Here is a 15,755-nt window from a genome sequence, read left to right on the forward strand (position 1 = left end):
GTGGTAAAGCACAAAAAAGCCCCGTCATTTCTGGCGGGGCAAAGGCATGGAGCTATTTAACTATTTAATGCGGGACGTTCGCTGATAGCGATACGTTGTGGAGCAATGGCTTCAGGTTCATTACGGGTCAAATCGATATGCAGCAAGCCGTTAGTGAAGCTTGCGCCGGAGACCTCCATATTTTCAGCCAGCGTAAAGCTCAGGCTGAACGGCTGAGTGACCAGCCCCTGGTGCAACCATTTAGTCTCTTTTTCTGGCTGCTGCGGCGTCCCTTTCACGGTCAGACGCGTGCCTTCCAGTTGAATATCCAAATCTTCCTGGCGGAAACCGGCTAACGCAAGCGTAATGCGATAGTGGTTATCATCGCTCTTTTCGATGTTATAAGGAGGAAAGCTCTGGCTTTCACCGGTGTTTTGTAAGGCGTTGGCCAGTTTGTCAAAACCGATCCATTGACGCAGCAGTGGGGATAAATCGTAGTTACGCATAATAATCTCCTTCTAAGAAGCGAGTAGGTACATGTCGGCTCCCTGACGGCAAGCCGATGATTTAACAAGGCCGCCCGAAGCGGCCCACAGAATTAGTTGATTTCGATGCGGCGCGGCTTATTCGCTTCGGGAATTACGCGCTCGAGATCGATATACAGCAGACCATTCACCAGGTTTGCGCCGCGAACATGAATGTTCTCCGCTAACTGGAACTTACGTTCAAAGTTGCGCTCGGCAATGCCCTGATACAGGTAAGTACGTTCTTTTTGATCGTCCGCATGGGCGCCTTTCACCACCAGCAGATTGTCCTGGGCAGTGATTTCCAGTTCGCTTTCAGCAAAACCGGCAACGGCTATCGCAATGCGGTAATGGTTTTCGTCTACCAGCTCAACGTTGTACGGAGGGTAGCCGCCATTGCTCTGGCCCTGGTTGTTTTCCAGCAGGTTAAACAGGCGATCAAAACCAATAGCAGAACGGTACAGTGGGGATAAATCAAAGTTACGCATAATCAATAGCTCCTGAAATCAGCGAGGATAATGGACCTTCCATCATGGACAGGTCAGGTAGCCAGGACACCCATCAGGCATGCCCTTCATTTGCCTACATCCTAAAAGTGGGTCTTAAACCAAACTTTTCAAGCGTATTCATCTGACTTTTTTTGCAGTTTGTTGTCTATTGCATACACTGGGGGGAGCAGTTGTTATCGTTAAATCGCGATAGCCGCCACAGTGCGACGAAATGGTGATGTTATTTTCGCAACGGATCGCTTTAACTCACCATGCAAACACGATAAATACAGATGAATAAATGATGATAAAAAAAATGTTGGTAACACTGACAATGTGCAGCGGGATGGCGTTTGTGAGCGGCTGTTCCAGCATTATGTCGCATACCGGCGGCAAGGAAGGGACGTATCCCGGCACGCGCGCCAGTGCCACAATGATTAGCGAAAGTGATACAAACTGGGGAACCAAGTCGCTGGCGATTCTGGATATGCCGTTTACCGTTGTCCTGGATACGGTATTGCTTCCGTGGGACCTCTTTCGCAAAGATAGCTCGGTGAGATCCCGTGTAGAAAAGAGCGAGGAGAGGACGCAGGCCACAAACGCCGTTATCCCTCCGGCAAAAATGCCAGCACCTTAAGTTAACGCCCGGTTTCTGTCACCCACAGTTGGCGGAAACCCTCGACGTCTTCCATCCACGCAACCTGTTGACCATCAGGAGAGAAGACGATCGCATCGCCCGACGGCGGGTTGCCGTGACGCTCCGTTAAAAAATCAATATCTCCCGTCTGAGCATCACAACAAGCGATTCTGTTCTGCAGTACAAATCCCAGCCATTTTCCCGACGGATGCCAGTTGAATGCCGACTGGATATCCGTGTCGCAGCGGGTAAGCTGACGTGGTTCTCCTCCCTGTGGGGAAATCAACCATAGCTGCACTATACCGCCGTCATCACGCATTAAAAACGCAATCTCAGACGCCTGTGGATTACTGCGCACCCAGTGGCGCGGCTGATTCACCAGCCCAGGGAAAGCACGGTTATGGGTAAACGTCAGACGACACTGAACAACGCCAGACGGAGGCGCAGGCATTGTCGCCTCAGAACCCTCCAGCGGTGCCTCGCCCGGCTTTTTCCAGCCGTTTTCATCCCGTGGCAAATCGACGATAAACAGCTCGGGAACCTTCTCGCCATTTGCCGACAAGGTATCACCGATAAATGCCAGCGCATGATCCCCCACCCAGCCTTCTTCATAAGCGCGGTTAATCTCATCACTACCTGGTTTTGGCGTTGGTGTCGTCTGGCTCACCAGCACGCACCAAGAGTTCCCGCTGTATTCACGGGGATGCTGCGCGGATACCTTCACCGGACCATACGGCGCAGCCACACCGACATTGCGTAAATCCAGCGCCGGTGAACGCTCATGCAGCACATGATCGTTATAGGTGAAACTGACAAACTCGCCGTTTGGGCTAAAAACATGCACATGACTACCACCGCGCAGCGCGCCCGGCGTGTAAGGCGCAGTAATATCCATCGCATCCAGATTCTTCACTTCTGCCTGCGTAGCAATCACTCCACGCCGATGATGGAAGTCGTAATGCCATGATTCATCTGGATTTTCAGGTCCATGAATAAATACATACTTTTCCGACTTTGGATGAACGGTCACTACGCCAACATGCGATCCCTGTGTCGCGCGATAAATCACCTCCAGCTCGCCGGTGTGAATATTGATGCGTTCAATCGTCTCTCCGGTAAACGATGCGCCGGAAGGACGTACATCAAAAACCAGCCACTGGCTGTCCGGTGTCCAGGTGTTGATATTGGTAAGCTGATGATTACGCGGCGTAAAGGTGATTTGCTTCATGGAATGCCCTGATACAAGACGATTTCAGCAATCATACTTCACAAGCACTTCACTTTCAGGCTTTAGCGTATCGTCATCTTCATTTTTGCGGACAGAAAGATGGAACATTTTGACGTAGCGATTATCGGATTAGGCCCGGCAGGCGCAGCGCTGGCGCGGCAGTTGAGCGGAAAAATGCGCGTGATCGCGTTGGATAAAAAACGTCAGTGCGGCAACGAAGGTTTCACTAAACCCTGTGGCGGCCTGCTGGCCCCGGATGCCCAGCGTTCGTTTATCCGCGATGGGATAACCTTACCCGTTGATGTCATCGCCAATCCACAGATATTTAGCGTTAAAACGGTTGATGTTGCAGCCTCTTTGACGCGTAACTACCAGCGAAGTTACATAAACATCAACCGCCATGCCTTTGATTTATGGCTTAAATCTCTCATTCCCGACGATGTACAGGTGTATCACGACAGCTTGTGTCGGAAAATCTGGCGCGAGGGCGATAAATGGCATGTTATCTTCCGCGCCGACGGTTGGGAGCAACAGATCACCGCACGTTATCTGGTCGGGGCCGACGGCGCGAATTCACTGGTGCGCCGTCATCTCTACCCCCAGCATCAAATTCGTAAATATGTCGCTATTCAACAATGGTTTGCAGAAAAACATCCTGTGCCGTTCTATTCCTGTATTTTTGATAACGACGCAACCGACTGTTATTCCTGGAGTATCAGCAAAGACGGCTATTTTATCTTTGGCGGCGCCTACCCGATGAAGGACGGCCAGTCACGCTTTGACGCGCTGAAAACGAAGATGGAAGCGTTCCAGTTTCAATTCGGCAACCCGGTGAAAAGCGAAAAATGTACGGTGCTATTCCCCTCACGCTGGAAAGACTTCGTCTGTGGTGAGGAAAACGCATTTTTGATTGGCGAAGCGGCCGGTTTTATCAGCGCCAGCTCGCTGGAGGGGATTAGCTATGCGCTGGACAGCGCGGAGATTCTCAAATCTGTACTACTGCGGGATGCGCCAGATATGAATCTCGCTTACCGCAAAGCTACCCGTAAAATACGTCTCAAACTGTATGGCAAAATCCTTAAAAGCCGGGCACTTACGTCAGCGTTTTCCCGTAAATGGATAATGCGCAGCGGCGTGGCACATATTCCCTTAGGTCTGGAAGAGCAGCCCGCCATAACGTCTGACGGGCTGGTTAAAGAACATTAACCGACGCGCTTCACATCCCCCACCAGCAGGATGTAAGACAACGCGCCAAGCAGCGCAACGGCAGAGATGTAGACCAGCGCAGGCGCAAACCCATAATCCTGCGCAAGGTAACCGACTACCAATGGTACGGTGATTCCGCCCAATCCTCCAACGAAGTTAAACACACCGCCAGTGAGACCAATCAGGCGCATGGGTGCCAGTGAAGAGACCAGCGACCAAGTGATAGAGGCAAAACCATTGCCGAAGAACGCGATGGCCATCAGTGTCATAATCCATACCGGATCGTTGGTGTAGTTCGCCCCCATAATGCAAGTGGAGATCAGTAATCCGCAGATAATCGGCGTTTTACGCGCCATTCCCAGCGAGAAGCCTTTTTTCACCAACTTGTCTGCCAGCCAACCAGAAAGCAGTACGCCAAAGAAAGCCGCCAGGAACGGGACGGTAGTCATAAATCCAGCTTTCAGCGCAGTGATGCCTTTTTCCTGGGTTAAATAGTTGGGGAACCATGTGAGGAAGAACCAGAGCGTGGAGGTCACCGCAAACTGGCCCAGATAGACGCCCACCAGCTTACGGTGGAACACCAGCTTCCAGTCGGCTTTGGTCAGTGGCTGACGCGCCTCTTTCTTCACGGGCGCATCACCATCCACCAGGCCACCACCGTCACGAATATAATCTAGTTCAGCCTGGGTGATACTTTTCGTCAGACGCGGCGGCTGGTAAACCTTAAACCAAATAAGTGACCAAATAATACCGAGCCCACCGGTAACAATGAATACCCAGTGCCAACTCAGCATTTCTTGGATCCAAATCAGCAGCGGTGTAAGAAATGCCAGTCCCACAAACTGTCCTGATGTATAAAAACCTACAGCAGATGCACGTTCATGTTCAGGAAACCAACTGGTCACCATACGGTTATTGGTGGGAAATGCGGGGGCTTCAAAAATGCCGGTTATCGCACGTAGGCCAATTAACGACATTAGTCCGGTTGCAAATCCCTGAAACAGGGTTGCCACCGACCAACCAAAGATGGCAATAAAGTAGGTCAGGCGAGAACCTACACGATCGAGAAACCAACCGCCCGGGATCTGGCATAATGTGTAAAGCCAGGCAAAAGCAGAAAAGACATATCCCATTTCCGCTTTAGTAATACCGAATTCTTCCTGAATATGTGCCGATGCCACGGCGAGATTAGCACGGTCAACATAACAAATAACCACAGTAATAAAGATCATAATTAGCGTCAGATACCGACGACGCCCGGGTTTTGCAGTAGTAACTGAAATATCCATCGCAATCTGTCTCCAGATTTTGGGCATAGCGATACCGCTCACCATGCCCTGTAATTTACAGAGGGTTTATTTAAATTTTTTATTAATAACTCAACTGCAATGCGCTAAATAATTCGTGCTGGGTGAAGGCAGCAAGTTTTCACATCCCCGGGAGCATACGACCAGGGTAAGAAAATACAGCCAACGAACCACCAGTGCGAAGTATAACGCGCATTTACCATTCGGCGACGCTGCCATCCTCATGCCGCCACAACGGATTACGCCAGTCCGGTGCATTTTTGCTGAGCTCAATCACCCGAGCTTCATCAATTTCTACGCCCAGACCCGCTTTCATTAGCGGTTTAAAGAATCCACCTTCCATATTGAAATCTTCTTTGTTTTTCACAAAGTCGAGTAACTCAGCGCCCTTATTGTAGTGAATACCCATGCTTTGCTCCTGGAATACCGCGTTTCGCGAGACGAAGTCAATGTGCAGACAGGCAGCTAACGCAATTGGCCCCAGCGGGCAGTGCGGAGCCAGCGCCACATCGTAAGCTTCCGCCATTCCGGCAATTTTATAGCACTCGGTAATACCACCAGCATGTGACAGGTCGGGTTGTAGAATTGCCAGGCCACCAGCTTCCAGCACGCGTTTAAATTCGAAACGTGAGAACATGCGTTCACCGGCAGCAATAGGAATATGTGTTTGTGCCGCCAGCTTCGGATAATATTCAGCCTGTTCAGCCAGTACCGGCTCTTCAATAAACAGAGGTCGGTATTGTTCCAACTCTTTAATTAATACTTTTGCCATCGGGGCGCTAACACGACCATGGAAATCAAGGCCAAACTCAATTTCATTGCCAAAGGCTTCGCGAATTTGCGCCACTGTATTTACCGCAGCGTCCACGGCTCGCGAATTGTCAATGACGCCCATCTCTTCACAGCCGTTCAGTTTGAAGGTATCAAAACCAATGCTGCGCAACTTCTTAATACCGTCAATCACTTCTGCTGGACGATCTCCACCAACCCAGCTATAGGCTTTGATTTTATCGCGAACCAGCCCCCCCATCAGTTGCCATACAGGTGCATTCAGCACTTTACCTTTGATATCCCACAGCGCCTGGTCAATACCAGCGATTGCACTCATCATGATAGGACCACCGCGATAAAAACCAGCCCGGTACATCACCTGCCAGAGATCGTTAATACGCGCGGGATCCTGGCCAATCAGATAATCACCAAGCTCGTGAACCGCCGCTTCCACAGTGCGTGCCCGCCCTTCAATGACCGGTTCACCCCAGCCAACAATCCCCTCATCTGTTTCAATCTTTAAAAACATCCAGCGCGGGGGTAAACGGTACGTGGTGATTTTAGTAATTTTCATTTCATTGCCTCTCGATACGCTTTTACAAATGCCACAGCCTGCTGCACGGTACGTTCAACAGACTGCCCGGCGCGATAGAGATCGCTGCCCAGTCCTGCACCTACACAACCTGCATTGATCCATTGATTCAGGTTTTCCGGCGTCACACCGCCAACGGCAAACACAGGAACATCTGGCGGAAGTACCGCTTTCAGCGCTTTGATATAGTCAGGGCCAAAAGCGGATGAAGGGAATATTTTTAGCGCCTGCGCGCCAGCATCCAGCGCAGTAAAGGCTTCACTAGCGGTCGCACAACCAGGACAAACTGTCATGCCATAGCCCACCGCTCGACGGATCACCTCGGGTTGAATATTGGGCGTGACGATAAGCTTACAGCCCATTTGTGCAAGCTGGTCAACTTGCTCCGGTTTGAGCACGGTTCCAGCGCCAATTAGAGCCTTGTCGCCATACGCATCCACAATTGCCGGAATGCTCTTTTCCCACTGTGGGGAATTAAGCGGGATCTCTACCGCATCGAAACCCGCGTCAATGACCGCACCGACGTGCGCCAGCGCTTCATCGGGCGTTACACCACGTAATATTGCAATTAGCGGAAGATTAGTTTGCCACTGCATGAGCGATACTCCTTATGCCTGCCTGAAATGCCGCGTCGCCGGATACTGCAGATACCTCACGTCCAATGGCGTGAAATGCCTGCTGATAACGTGAGGTCAGGGCTGAACCTGCGACGAGAGTAATAGCCTGCCCGGCAGCGAATTGTTCGCTCATACTGGCGACTTCTGCGCCAATCAGCAGGCCGGAGAGAAATTCGCTAACCTGCTCTCGCGGGAGTGTTCCCAGTACATGCGAGGCACGAACTTCAAAGAGTTGCGGCAAAACGGCTGGCGTGGCGAGACCGCGCATCAGTCCCGCAGAGAATGCACCGGCCGAGGCTTCCTGCTCCGGCAATCCCGCCCCCAACAGTGAATGGCGCAGCAGCAAATGATGTAACTCACCGGTCATCACGGTACGGAAATCATGAATTTGCTGTGCATCCGCCAGAACCCATTTGCAATGAGTACCCGGCATGACATAGACAGGAGAGGGTGAAAGTGTACGGGCGCCCAATAGCTGGGTCTCTTCGCCGCGTATCACATTGTGGTTATCCTCACGAGAAACGCAAAGTCCGGGAATAATCCAGATATTGTCGCCAACAGAGGTTAACTGCTCGCCAATGGCAGAGAATTGGGCGGGAACGGCCAGATAAGGAGCCTCTTTCCAGCCCACGTTACTGCCTACCATTCCCGCCATCACCACAGGGGTGGCGCTGTTGCGCCAGTTTTGTGTAACCTCAGCTAACACCGCTGCGGGAGATTTACCGTTCAGACGCGTAACGCCTGCTTCTGATTGCCTGCTCTTCAGGCATTTGTCGCCCTGGTAAAGCCAGGCGCGCAAATTGGTTGATCCCCAGTCAATTGCGATGTAGCGAGCTGTCATGTGATGTCCTTGAGCCTTCGTGTTGAGCTGGCGATCATAGTTAAAGCCGCCTGCTCTGCCGCATTGCTATCCTGGTGCCGTATCGCATCGAATAGCGCCTTATGTTCCTGGAGTGTCTTCGGCATGTTGGCCTCATCCCCCATCCAGGTTCGTTCAAAAACCGCGCGTTGTAGCGAACTAATCGCTATGCTAAGTTGTTGTAAAACAGGGTTATGTACCGACTGTAAAACCGCCTCGTGATAGCGAATATCAGCTTCATTAAAAGCATCCCTGTCCTGGTTGTTGGCAATCATGTCATTAAGCGCCGACTCGATTTCAGCCAGATCGCTCGAGTTCGCCCGCTCCGCTGCCCAGCGAGCAATCGCCGGTTCCACCAGATTACGAACTTCACTCATCGCGCTAATCAGACGCGGGTCATAGTCGTTTTCCAGCACCCATTGCAGTACATCTGTATCGAGGTAATTCCACTGGTTTCGTGGTGCAACAAATGCCCCGCGGTAGCGTTTCATTTCAATGAGCCTCTTCGCCATAAGCGAACGGAACACTTCACGAATGATGTTGCGCGAGGTTTCAAATTCCTCGCATAAATCCGCTTCCGCCGGTAGTGCCGACCCCGGTACGTATTTGCCACTGATAATCTGTTTGCCCAGCGTGATAACAATGCGATCGGTCTTGTTGAGAGTCATGGATAGTCCTTGTGCTCTGAATGTTCTGCTCTACTTTACCGTCACCGCTGAAATTCACCTCAATTTTGTAGTACGACCATGATATCTATCATCGTTGTCACACGACCAATGTAGTACAAACAATAAATGTTGTACTACAATTTAGATCACAAAAACCACAAATGGTAAAAGGGATGTTATTTGGACGGTAAAAAGAGACATAAAAAAACCCGCGCTTAGCGCGGGTTGTAACCTGACGAAGCGGACTTAATTCAGCGCAAACTTCTCAATGGCATACGCGACGCCATCTTCGAGGTTAGATTTGGTCACGAAGTTGGCGATTTCTTTGACTGATGGAATAGCGTTGTCCATGGCAACGCCCACACCTGCGTATTCAATCATCGCGATGTCGTTTTCCTGATCGCCAATAGCCATCACCTCTTCGGCTTTAATTCCTAACGCGTCGGCCAGCGATTTTACGCCAGTACCTTTATTGACGCGTTTATCGAGAATTTCGAGGAAATACGGCGCACTTTTCAGTACGGTGTACTTCTCTTTAACTTCTGCTGGGATGCGCGAGATGGCTTTATCGAGGATCTCCGGTTCGTCAATCATCATCACTTTCAGGAACTGGGTTGCGGGATCCATTTTCTCGGCTTCACAGAACACCAGCGGGATGGTCGCGACAAACGATTCATGCACCGTGTAGTAGCTGATATCGCGATTAGCGGTATACAGCGTGTTGCGATCGAGAGCGTGGAAATGCGAGCCGACTTCCCGGGAAAGTTGCTCCAGATAGCGATAATCGTCATAGCTTAGCGCAGTTTGCGCTACGGTACTGCCATCCCCGGCTTTCTGCACCAGCGCTCCATTGTAGGTAATGCAGTAGTCACCGGGCTGTTCCATATGTAGTTCTTTCAGATAGCTGTGGACGCCGGCATAGGGGCGCCCCGTGGTCAGCACCACATTTACGCCACGCGCTCGCGCTGCGGCAATCGCCGTTTTGACCGCAGGTGAAATGGTGTGATCGGGCAGCAGAAGTGTGCCATCCATGTCGATAGCAATAAGTTTGATAGCCATGAGTTCCCCGGATTAAATGAGTCCATCCTCATGCTAACGCGATTCCGCTCAAAAAACAGCTACGAAAAGGGGCTGAATAACGACAAAGCAATCCTCATTACCGTTTACGCACACGCGTTAACCGACAAAGTTAATCATTAACATTGTGTATGATTATTAAAATTAAATCGACAATAGATATTAAATCACAAACTCCGCCAACTTCCAGACAATAGACACGTTAACATTTTATTTTAAATAAAACGGTATCAGTAGATAAACCATCACAAACTTCAATATTAAAAATCTATTATTTAATGTTTTTTATTCACAATAATTATGCATATTCCATTGCTTTCACATAATAATTATTTTTCCTTTCAGGAGTCATGAATAACACGATGAAAAACAAGGAAAAAACAACATATCACATTCATTTTTTTATACACAAAATATTTTGTGTATTTCTTTGCTTCATGTAAGTGTGAATTTCCTCACGGAAATTAATATCATTTTTGAGTCTTATGCATACAAAACAGCGTTTCATTTTTATAGATTCACTGTTTCTTAAAATCATTAACTGTATACATGAGACCAACAATGAAAATTAAGAATTTGCGATGGTATATCATCGTCCTTGTGATGCTGGGCACCATTACCAACTATCTCGCAAGAAGCACCCTCGGGGTAGCTGCTCCTGAGATGATGAAAACATTAGGGCTGTCGAGCGAGCAGTATTCCTGGATTGTCTCTGTCTTCCCCTTCACTTATGCGATTGGCGGCATCGCATGCGGCTTTATTATCGATAAATTCGGTTTGCGATTAAGTTTTGCTCTACTGGCGGCCCTGTGGTCAATCTTTAATATGCTCACAGGCCTATGTAGCACCTGGTTGCCAATGGCATGGCTGCGCGGTGGTTTAGGGTTAACGGAGGCCGCCTTTAACCCGGCGGGTATGAAAGTTACCGCCGAGTGGTTTCCAGCAAAGGAAAGAGGATTAGCCTGTGGCGTTTATAGTCTGGGAACCTCCGTCGGTGCGATGCTGGCGCCGCCGTTAGTCGTGTGGGCGATCGTTAATTACAACTGGGAAATGTCATTTGTCGTTACTGGTGCAATAGGAATTGTATGGGCGGTAATCTGGTACATTTTCTATCGCTCACCAGAACAACATCCTGCACTGATCAAAGCGGAACATGATGCAGTCCTTGCCGACCAAATCGAAGTGGTAAAAGAAAAAGCGACGCTTCGTTCTATTATCACTAACCGCAATTTATGGGCTATCTCATTACCCCGCTTTATGGCCGATCCTGCATGGGGAACGCTGCATTACTGGATGCCGCTGTATCTTGTCACCGTTCGCCATATGGATATGGCACATATCGCAATGTTCGCCTGGCTCCCCTTTCTGACGGCTGATTTCGGCTGTATCTTTGCGGGTTATCTGTCTCGCATACTGGTTAATCGAGGTTTCTGTGTACTGAATGCAAAACGGATCACCTTCACGTTCGCCTCTATTTTGATGTTATCGATGGCAGCCGTTGGCTTTGTTACCGATGTTTATATTGCGATTGCCCTATTCTGTGTTGCGGGCTTCGCCCACCAGTGCCTGTCTATCACGGTCATCAGTATGTCTTCCGATCTGTTTCCTAAACAGGAAGTAGGGACTGCAACAGGCTTTGCCGCATTTACCGGTAGTATGGGTAATTTCTTATTTGGTTTGTTCCTCGGCGCCATGGTTACTGTTATCGGTTATAACGCCTTTTTCGTAGGATTGGGCGTTTTCGATTTAATCGGCGCACTTTTCCTGTGGACCCTAATAAAAACACCTAAAAAAACCACACAAGCCATCACGGCATAAATTATCGGCAAGGAAAACTTTTTATGAAAAAAACAGCTTTATTGCTGGCGGCTTGCTGCTGCCCTATCGTCGGCCACGCCATGACATTTGATATGCGTGGCGGCTATAAAGAGGCCAGCCATAGTTACGAGTCTCGCTTTAAAATGAGCCAAAGTTTTAAATCCGGTTACTGGCTGAGTATGGAAACCGATAATAAGCAAGGTAACGATAACCTCGATCAATCCACGATCAGTTACAATGAAATTGAAGGGAACTATAAATATAAACTAAGCCCAATGGTGGCAATACAGCCGGGGATAGTTTATCACTGGAGCACCGATGGCGCACAAGTTCGCCCTTACGTCAAAATAATCTGGAATATGACTGATACGGTCTACTCTGGAGTTCGTTTTCGTTATGACTGGAATCAGTATGACTCAAAAGATCTTTCGGGTACTCAGGATAAAGGAAGCGTTGAACGACTGGATTTATATCTCGGCTGGCAGAATGAATACTTTAGTATTCAGGATAACCCCGTGTTCTATCGCTATGTGAATGATTTCCATTATAACAATGGCAAGAAAAGTGCCTATGAAAATGATCTGGTCATTAAATATAAACTCAACAAAACATTTCAACCTTATGTTGAGTGGGATTATATGGAGCAACAAGGAAAATATAATAGCGAGTCAGGATTAACAGAAAACCGCTTCCGCATCGGATTAACCATCAACTTCGAATAAACAGGCTAAAAAAGATGAAATGTAAAATACATTTTCTGGCATTAATTGTCAGCGGGGTTTTCTGTTCACAAAATACTATCCTGGCCGCTCAACATGACCCTTGCCTGACTTATGATTGTGAACAAATGTTGAGCATCAAGCAAAGCATTAGTCAACACGATGTCCAATACACACCAGCCTGGCAAGCACTGTTGCAACAGGCTGACATGGCGCTCACTCATTCCGTGTATTCGGTCATGGACAAAACCTTAACGCCGGTTTCTGGAAATAAACATGACTACTACAGCTTTGGTCCCTACTGGTGGCCAAATCCTGATAGTAAAAATGGCATGCCCTATATCCGTAAAGATGGACAAATAAACCCGGATTCTAAAACGAACGGTACCGACAGTAAGCGCATGGTGCAATTCTCCGATGATGTTCGGGCGCTGGCGCTGGCGTGGTTTTACAGTGGCGAGGATAAATATGCGAAAAAAGCGCAGCAATTGTTACAGGCCTGGTTTCTCGACAGTAAAACCCGAATGAACCCTAACTTAAACTATGCACAGGCGATCCCCGGAAAAGTCGACGGACGTGGAATTGGGATTATCGATACCCGCGTTTTGATCGATGTGGCTGACAGCATTGTTTTGCTGGAAAACTCGGGTCATATCCCCTCGCAGGCGCTGAAAGGGTATAAAAAATGGTATGCAGACTATACACAATGGTTGTTAACGAGTCACAACGGCTTTGAAGAGTCGAACTGGTATAACAATCACGGCGCATGGTATGACGCGCAGGTTACAGCATTTTCTCTGTTTACCGATCAACAGCAGCAAGCATCACGGCAGGTGGAAATTTTCAAATTGCGCCACCTGATTTCTCAGGTAAACGCTGTCGGGGAAATCACATCTGAAACCGAGCGCACACGCTCGTTCCATTACACTAATTTTGCACTATCCGCTTATGCACACATGGGACGCTATGGCGAGAAAGCGCAAAATGATGTCTGGGGTTTCGAATTGGATAACCGCACGATGAAAAAAGCCTTTTTGCTAATAAGCGAACAAACCGGCAAGCCGCAGACAGCCTGGGGGCATGAAGATATCCGCTATACGCCTTCTGAAGCAACAGGACCATTACTCGCGGCTGCAAGAGCGTATCAGGATGTGAGCTTCATTAAAAATGCAGCCATTATGACAAAGGAAAACCCTAAGGATATCAATATCCTGATCCCAGGATCGGTGCTGGTGAAATAACGAGGACGATATGAAGCAGTTTACACAAAAGCAAGTACTGCAGGCCCGTGAACTCGCCAGGCCAGAGATGATAAACGCGCTGAGAGCAAGCAACAGCGATGTTATCAATAATCCGGTTCTGGTTCCTGAAACGGGATGCGCGACCTGGAACCACTACTTTTTTTGCCCGGAGCACAGCGTACGTTTAATGTGGGATCGCCATTCGCCAGAAGTGCATCGCTGCCCCGTGGATGGTACAACATTTTCCGGTGAGCCTTATGATGGCGCATGGTGGCGCTGGCTTAATGGCTTAAATGCAAAAGCGTGTTATGAACTGGCGGTACTGTGGTTGCTGACCGATGAGGCCCGTTATCTCAGCAAAGTGCGGGATATTCTGATGCTTTACGCCAGATATTATCCGGATTATCAGGAGCACGGCGGAATTCCCTACAATGGCCCCGGAAAAGCAAATGCACAGACATTATGCGAGGCCAACTGCCATTCCGATTTTGCCAGAGGCTTCGACATTATCCGCAATAAACTCACCGCAGAGGAAGACCTGTATATCGCTGAACGTCTCTTACGTGCGGGAGCAGATTTCCTTATGCAACATCGCTGTAATCAGATCCACAACCATGAAGTCAAAATCAGCGCTGCAATCGGCATTATTGGGGCTGTGCTAGATGATAAAACGTATCTCGAATTTGCGGTTAACAGCCAGTACGGGCTTCGATACCAGTTAGAACATGCCTTAATGCCTGACGGTTTGTGGTTTGAAGGTTCTCTGCATTACCATTTTTACGCGCTGCAGGGATTTTTCGCCTATGAAAAAGTCGCCCGTGGTTCGGACTACAGTTTGCTGGAAACCGCCTGGTATCCAAAAATGTTGAGCGTACCACTGACGCAGTTAATGCCAGATATGACGCTGCCGAAAATTAACGACTGTGTGAACGGCCAGGAAAAACTGACGCATAGCGATATTTATGAGTTTGCCTGGTGGTATTACGACACACCAGAATATGGACAGCTATTAAAACAGATTTACAGCCAGCACCCTCGAAACAGTATTGATGCAGTATTTTACGGGAAAACGCTCCCTTCACAGGCTCTTTTACCACCACAGGAGACGCTGCATACAGCAGAAAGCGGTCTGACGATTATCCGGAATAAACTTGGGCGTGCTATTTGTGTCAAACACACACCTTATGGCGGCGAGCACGATCACTATGATCGACTGGGGTTAACCGTGTTTAATAATGGCCGGGCAATTTTTCCGGACCTTGGTACCACAGGCTACGGCGCACCGCTGCATTACGGTTACTTTAAGAACTCTTTTTCACATAACACACTCTGTATTAATGGGAAAAACCAGGCACCGGCAAATCCCAGCGTGGTGCTATACCGTGAAGAAAATGGCACGGTACAACTGGTTACCGAAGTCGAGTGGCAAAGTATGCCAATGCTCCCTGACAGTAAAACCCGCGTCGAATGGGATGCAGAGGCCTACAAAGACGTGGTTTTTCGTCGAAACATCACCACAAGTAGCGACTTATTAATTGATATTATTACAGTTGATAACCCGCACAATCAGGAGATTAATACCAGTTACCTGATTAATGCTGAACCGCTCTGCACCAGGCACACCGTCACGCTCTTCCCGCACATTATGGCTGTTGATGCCGTTAATCTGGATACCCCCGTAAAATTGCGCTGGCAGTCGCCGGATAAGTTCACGGTTTATTGCTTATCGGCAGGTAATAGCGTGCTCTTCCACGGCAAAGGGCCAAACAATCCCTCAATATCAGAGCTGACGTATCTCACGATGCGTTCAACAGAAAAGCGGGTCATTCATATCACTGTCACCGACTTTTCAGGAGATGATGATATCCAAATAAATATTGAAAATGAGAACCTTATCGTTACGGTGAATAATATAGTCGCTCACTGCATTCCTTTTGGCCGGCAGATTATCTAATCACCTTCAGACAGACCATAAAAAAACGCCTGAACAAATTCAGGCGTTTTCGTCAGGATCGTAATGTTCA

General features: G+C 48.8%; 15 protein-coding genes and 1 other annotated feature. Of the genes, 6 read left to right on the forward strand and 9 right to left on the reverse strand.

What is annotated here, in order from left to right; genetic code table 11:
• Window positions 1-56: 56 nt before the first annotated feature.
• Together ibpB and ibpA are read right to left on the reverse strand one after the other, a co-directional pair.
• Window positions 57-485, reverse strand: coding sequence for a small heat shock chaperone IbpB (gene ibpB / locus OGX99_RS05990; protein ID WP_151217127.1), 429 nt, complete (start codon window positions 483-485; stop codon window positions 57-59).
• Window positions 486-577: 92 nt separating this feature from the next.
• Entirely contained in the window at window positions 578-991 is a 414-nt protein-coding gene (ibpA, locus tag OGX99_RS05995; protein WP_003023882.1) for a small heat shock chaperone IbpA, read from the reverse strand.
• Window positions 985-1,057, reverse strand: a sequence feature (ROSE (Repression Of Heat Shock gene Expression) occurs in the 5'-region of heat shock genes and acts as an RNA thermometer to modulate expression.). It overlaps the preceding gene by 7 nt.
• A 235-nt stretch (window positions 1,058-1,292) precedes the next feature.
• On the opposite strand from ibpA, the gene OGX99_RS06000 reads away from it, so the two are divergent.
• Window positions 1,293-1,628: a YceK/YidQ family lipoprotein gene (locus tag OGX99_RS06000; RefSeq protein ID WP_370607881.1), complete on the forward strand. Its 336-nt coding sequence runs from the start codon at window positions 1,293-1,295 to the stop codon at window positions 1,626-1,628.
• 1 nt (window position 1,629) lies between these two features.
• Here the strand turns inward: OGX99_RS06000 and OGX99_RS06005 are convergent, their stop codons facing one another.
• Entirely contained in the window at window positions 1,630-2,856 is a 1,227-nt protein-coding gene (locus tag OGX99_RS06005; protein WP_210904064.1) for a YidR family protein, read from the reverse strand.
• A gap of 99 nt (window positions 2,857-2,955) precedes the next feature.
• Between OGX99_RS06005 and cbrA the strand changes: the two genes are divergently transcribed.
• A complete protein-coding gene (gene cbrA / locus OGX99_RS06010) occupies window positions 2,956-4,062 on the forward strand; it encodes a colicin M resistance lipid reductase CbrA (protein ID WP_286542963.1) in 1,107 nt (368 codons plus the stop codon).
• On the opposite strand, the gene OGX99_RS06015 is transcribed toward cbrA, so the two are convergent.
• The 6 genes from OGX99_RS06015 to yidA form a co-directional block, all read right to left on the reverse strand.
• Window positions 4,059-5,396 (reverse strand): MFS transporter, encoded by a 1,338-nt coding sequence (locus OGX99_RS06015; RefSeq protein ID WP_151217132.1) that lies wholly within the window; start codon window positions 5,394-5,396, stop codon window positions 4,059-4,061. The genes cbrA and OGX99_RS06015 overlap by 4 nt on opposite strands.
• Window positions 5,397-5,565: 169 nt before the next feature.
• Window positions 5,566-6,714: a galactonate dehydratase gene (gene dgoD, locus OGX99_RS06020; RefSeq protein WP_151217134.1), complete on the reverse strand. Its 1,149-nt coding sequence runs from the start codon at window positions 6,712-6,714 to the stop codon at window positions 5,566-5,568.
• Entirely contained in the window at window positions 6,711-7,328 is a 618-nt protein-coding gene (locus tag OGX99_RS06025; RefSeq protein WP_151217135.1) for a 2-dehydro-3-deoxy-6-phosphogalactonate aldolase, read from the reverse strand. Before OGX99_RS06025 ends, dgoD begins: the two co-directional genes overlap by 4 nt.
• Window positions 7,312-8,190 (reverse strand): 2-dehydro-3-deoxygalactonokinase, encoded by an 879-nt coding sequence (locus OGX99_RS06030; protein ID WP_286539164.1) that lies wholly within the window; start codon window positions 8,188-8,190, stop codon window positions 7,312-7,314. Before OGX99_RS06030 ends, OGX99_RS06025 begins: the two co-directional genes overlap by 17 nt.
• Window positions 8,187-8,876, reverse strand: coding sequence for a D-galactonate utilization transcriptional regulator DgoR (gene dgoR / locus OGX99_RS06035; protein ID WP_151224037.1), 690 nt, complete (start codon window positions 8,874-8,876; stop codon window positions 8,187-8,189). Before dgoR ends, OGX99_RS06030 begins: the two co-directional genes overlap by 4 nt.
• Before the next feature lie 246 nt (window positions 8,877-9,122).
• Complete coding sequence (gene yidA / locus OGX99_RS06040; RefSeq protein ID WP_003023871.1) at window positions 9,123-9,935, reverse strand: sugar-phosphatase; 813 nt, start codon at window positions 9,933-9,935, stop codon at window positions 9,123-9,125.
• Between the two features lie 579 nt (window positions 9,936-10,514).
• On the opposite strand from yidA, the gene OGX99_RS06045 reads away from it, so the two are divergent.
• The 4 genes from OGX99_RS06045 to OGX99_RS06060 are packed head-to-tail and all read left to right on the forward strand — an operon-like array spanning window position 10,515 to window position 15,685.
• Complete coding sequence (locus OGX99_RS06045) at window positions 10,515-11,771, forward strand: MFS transporter (protein ID WP_187253925.1); 1,257 nt, start codon at window positions 10,515-10,517, stop codon at window positions 11,769-11,771.
• A gap of 23 nt (window positions 11,772-11,794) precedes the next feature.
• On the forward strand, window positions 11,795-12,493 hold the full coding sequence (locus tag OGX99_RS06050) for an oligogalacturonate-specific porin KdgM family protein (RefSeq protein ID WP_210904062.1): 699 nt from the start codon (window positions 11,795-11,797) through the stop codon (window positions 12,491-12,493).
• Between the two features lie 14 nt (window positions 12,494-12,507).
• The gene (locus tag OGX99_RS06055) at window positions 12,508-13,731 is read left to right on the forward strand and encodes an alginate lyase family protein (RefSeq protein ID WP_286542965.1); all 1,224 of its coding nucleotides are present in this window, start codon (window positions 12,508-12,510) and stop codon (window positions 13,729-13,731) included.
• Window positions 13,732-13,741: 10 nt separating this feature from the next.
• A complete protein-coding gene (locus tag OGX99_RS06060; RefSeq protein WP_210904060.1) occupies window positions 13,742-15,685 on the forward strand; it encodes a heparinase II/III domain-containing protein in 1,944 nt (647 codons plus the stop codon).
• Window positions 15,686-15,755: the final 70 nt, after the last annotated feature.

The organism is Citrobacter sp. Cu096, assembly GCF_030332285.1.
In the GTDB taxonomy this organism is placed as follows: Bacteria; Pseudomonadota; Gammaproteobacteria; order Enterobacterales; family Enterobacteriaceae; genus Citrobacter; species Citrobacter meridianamericanus.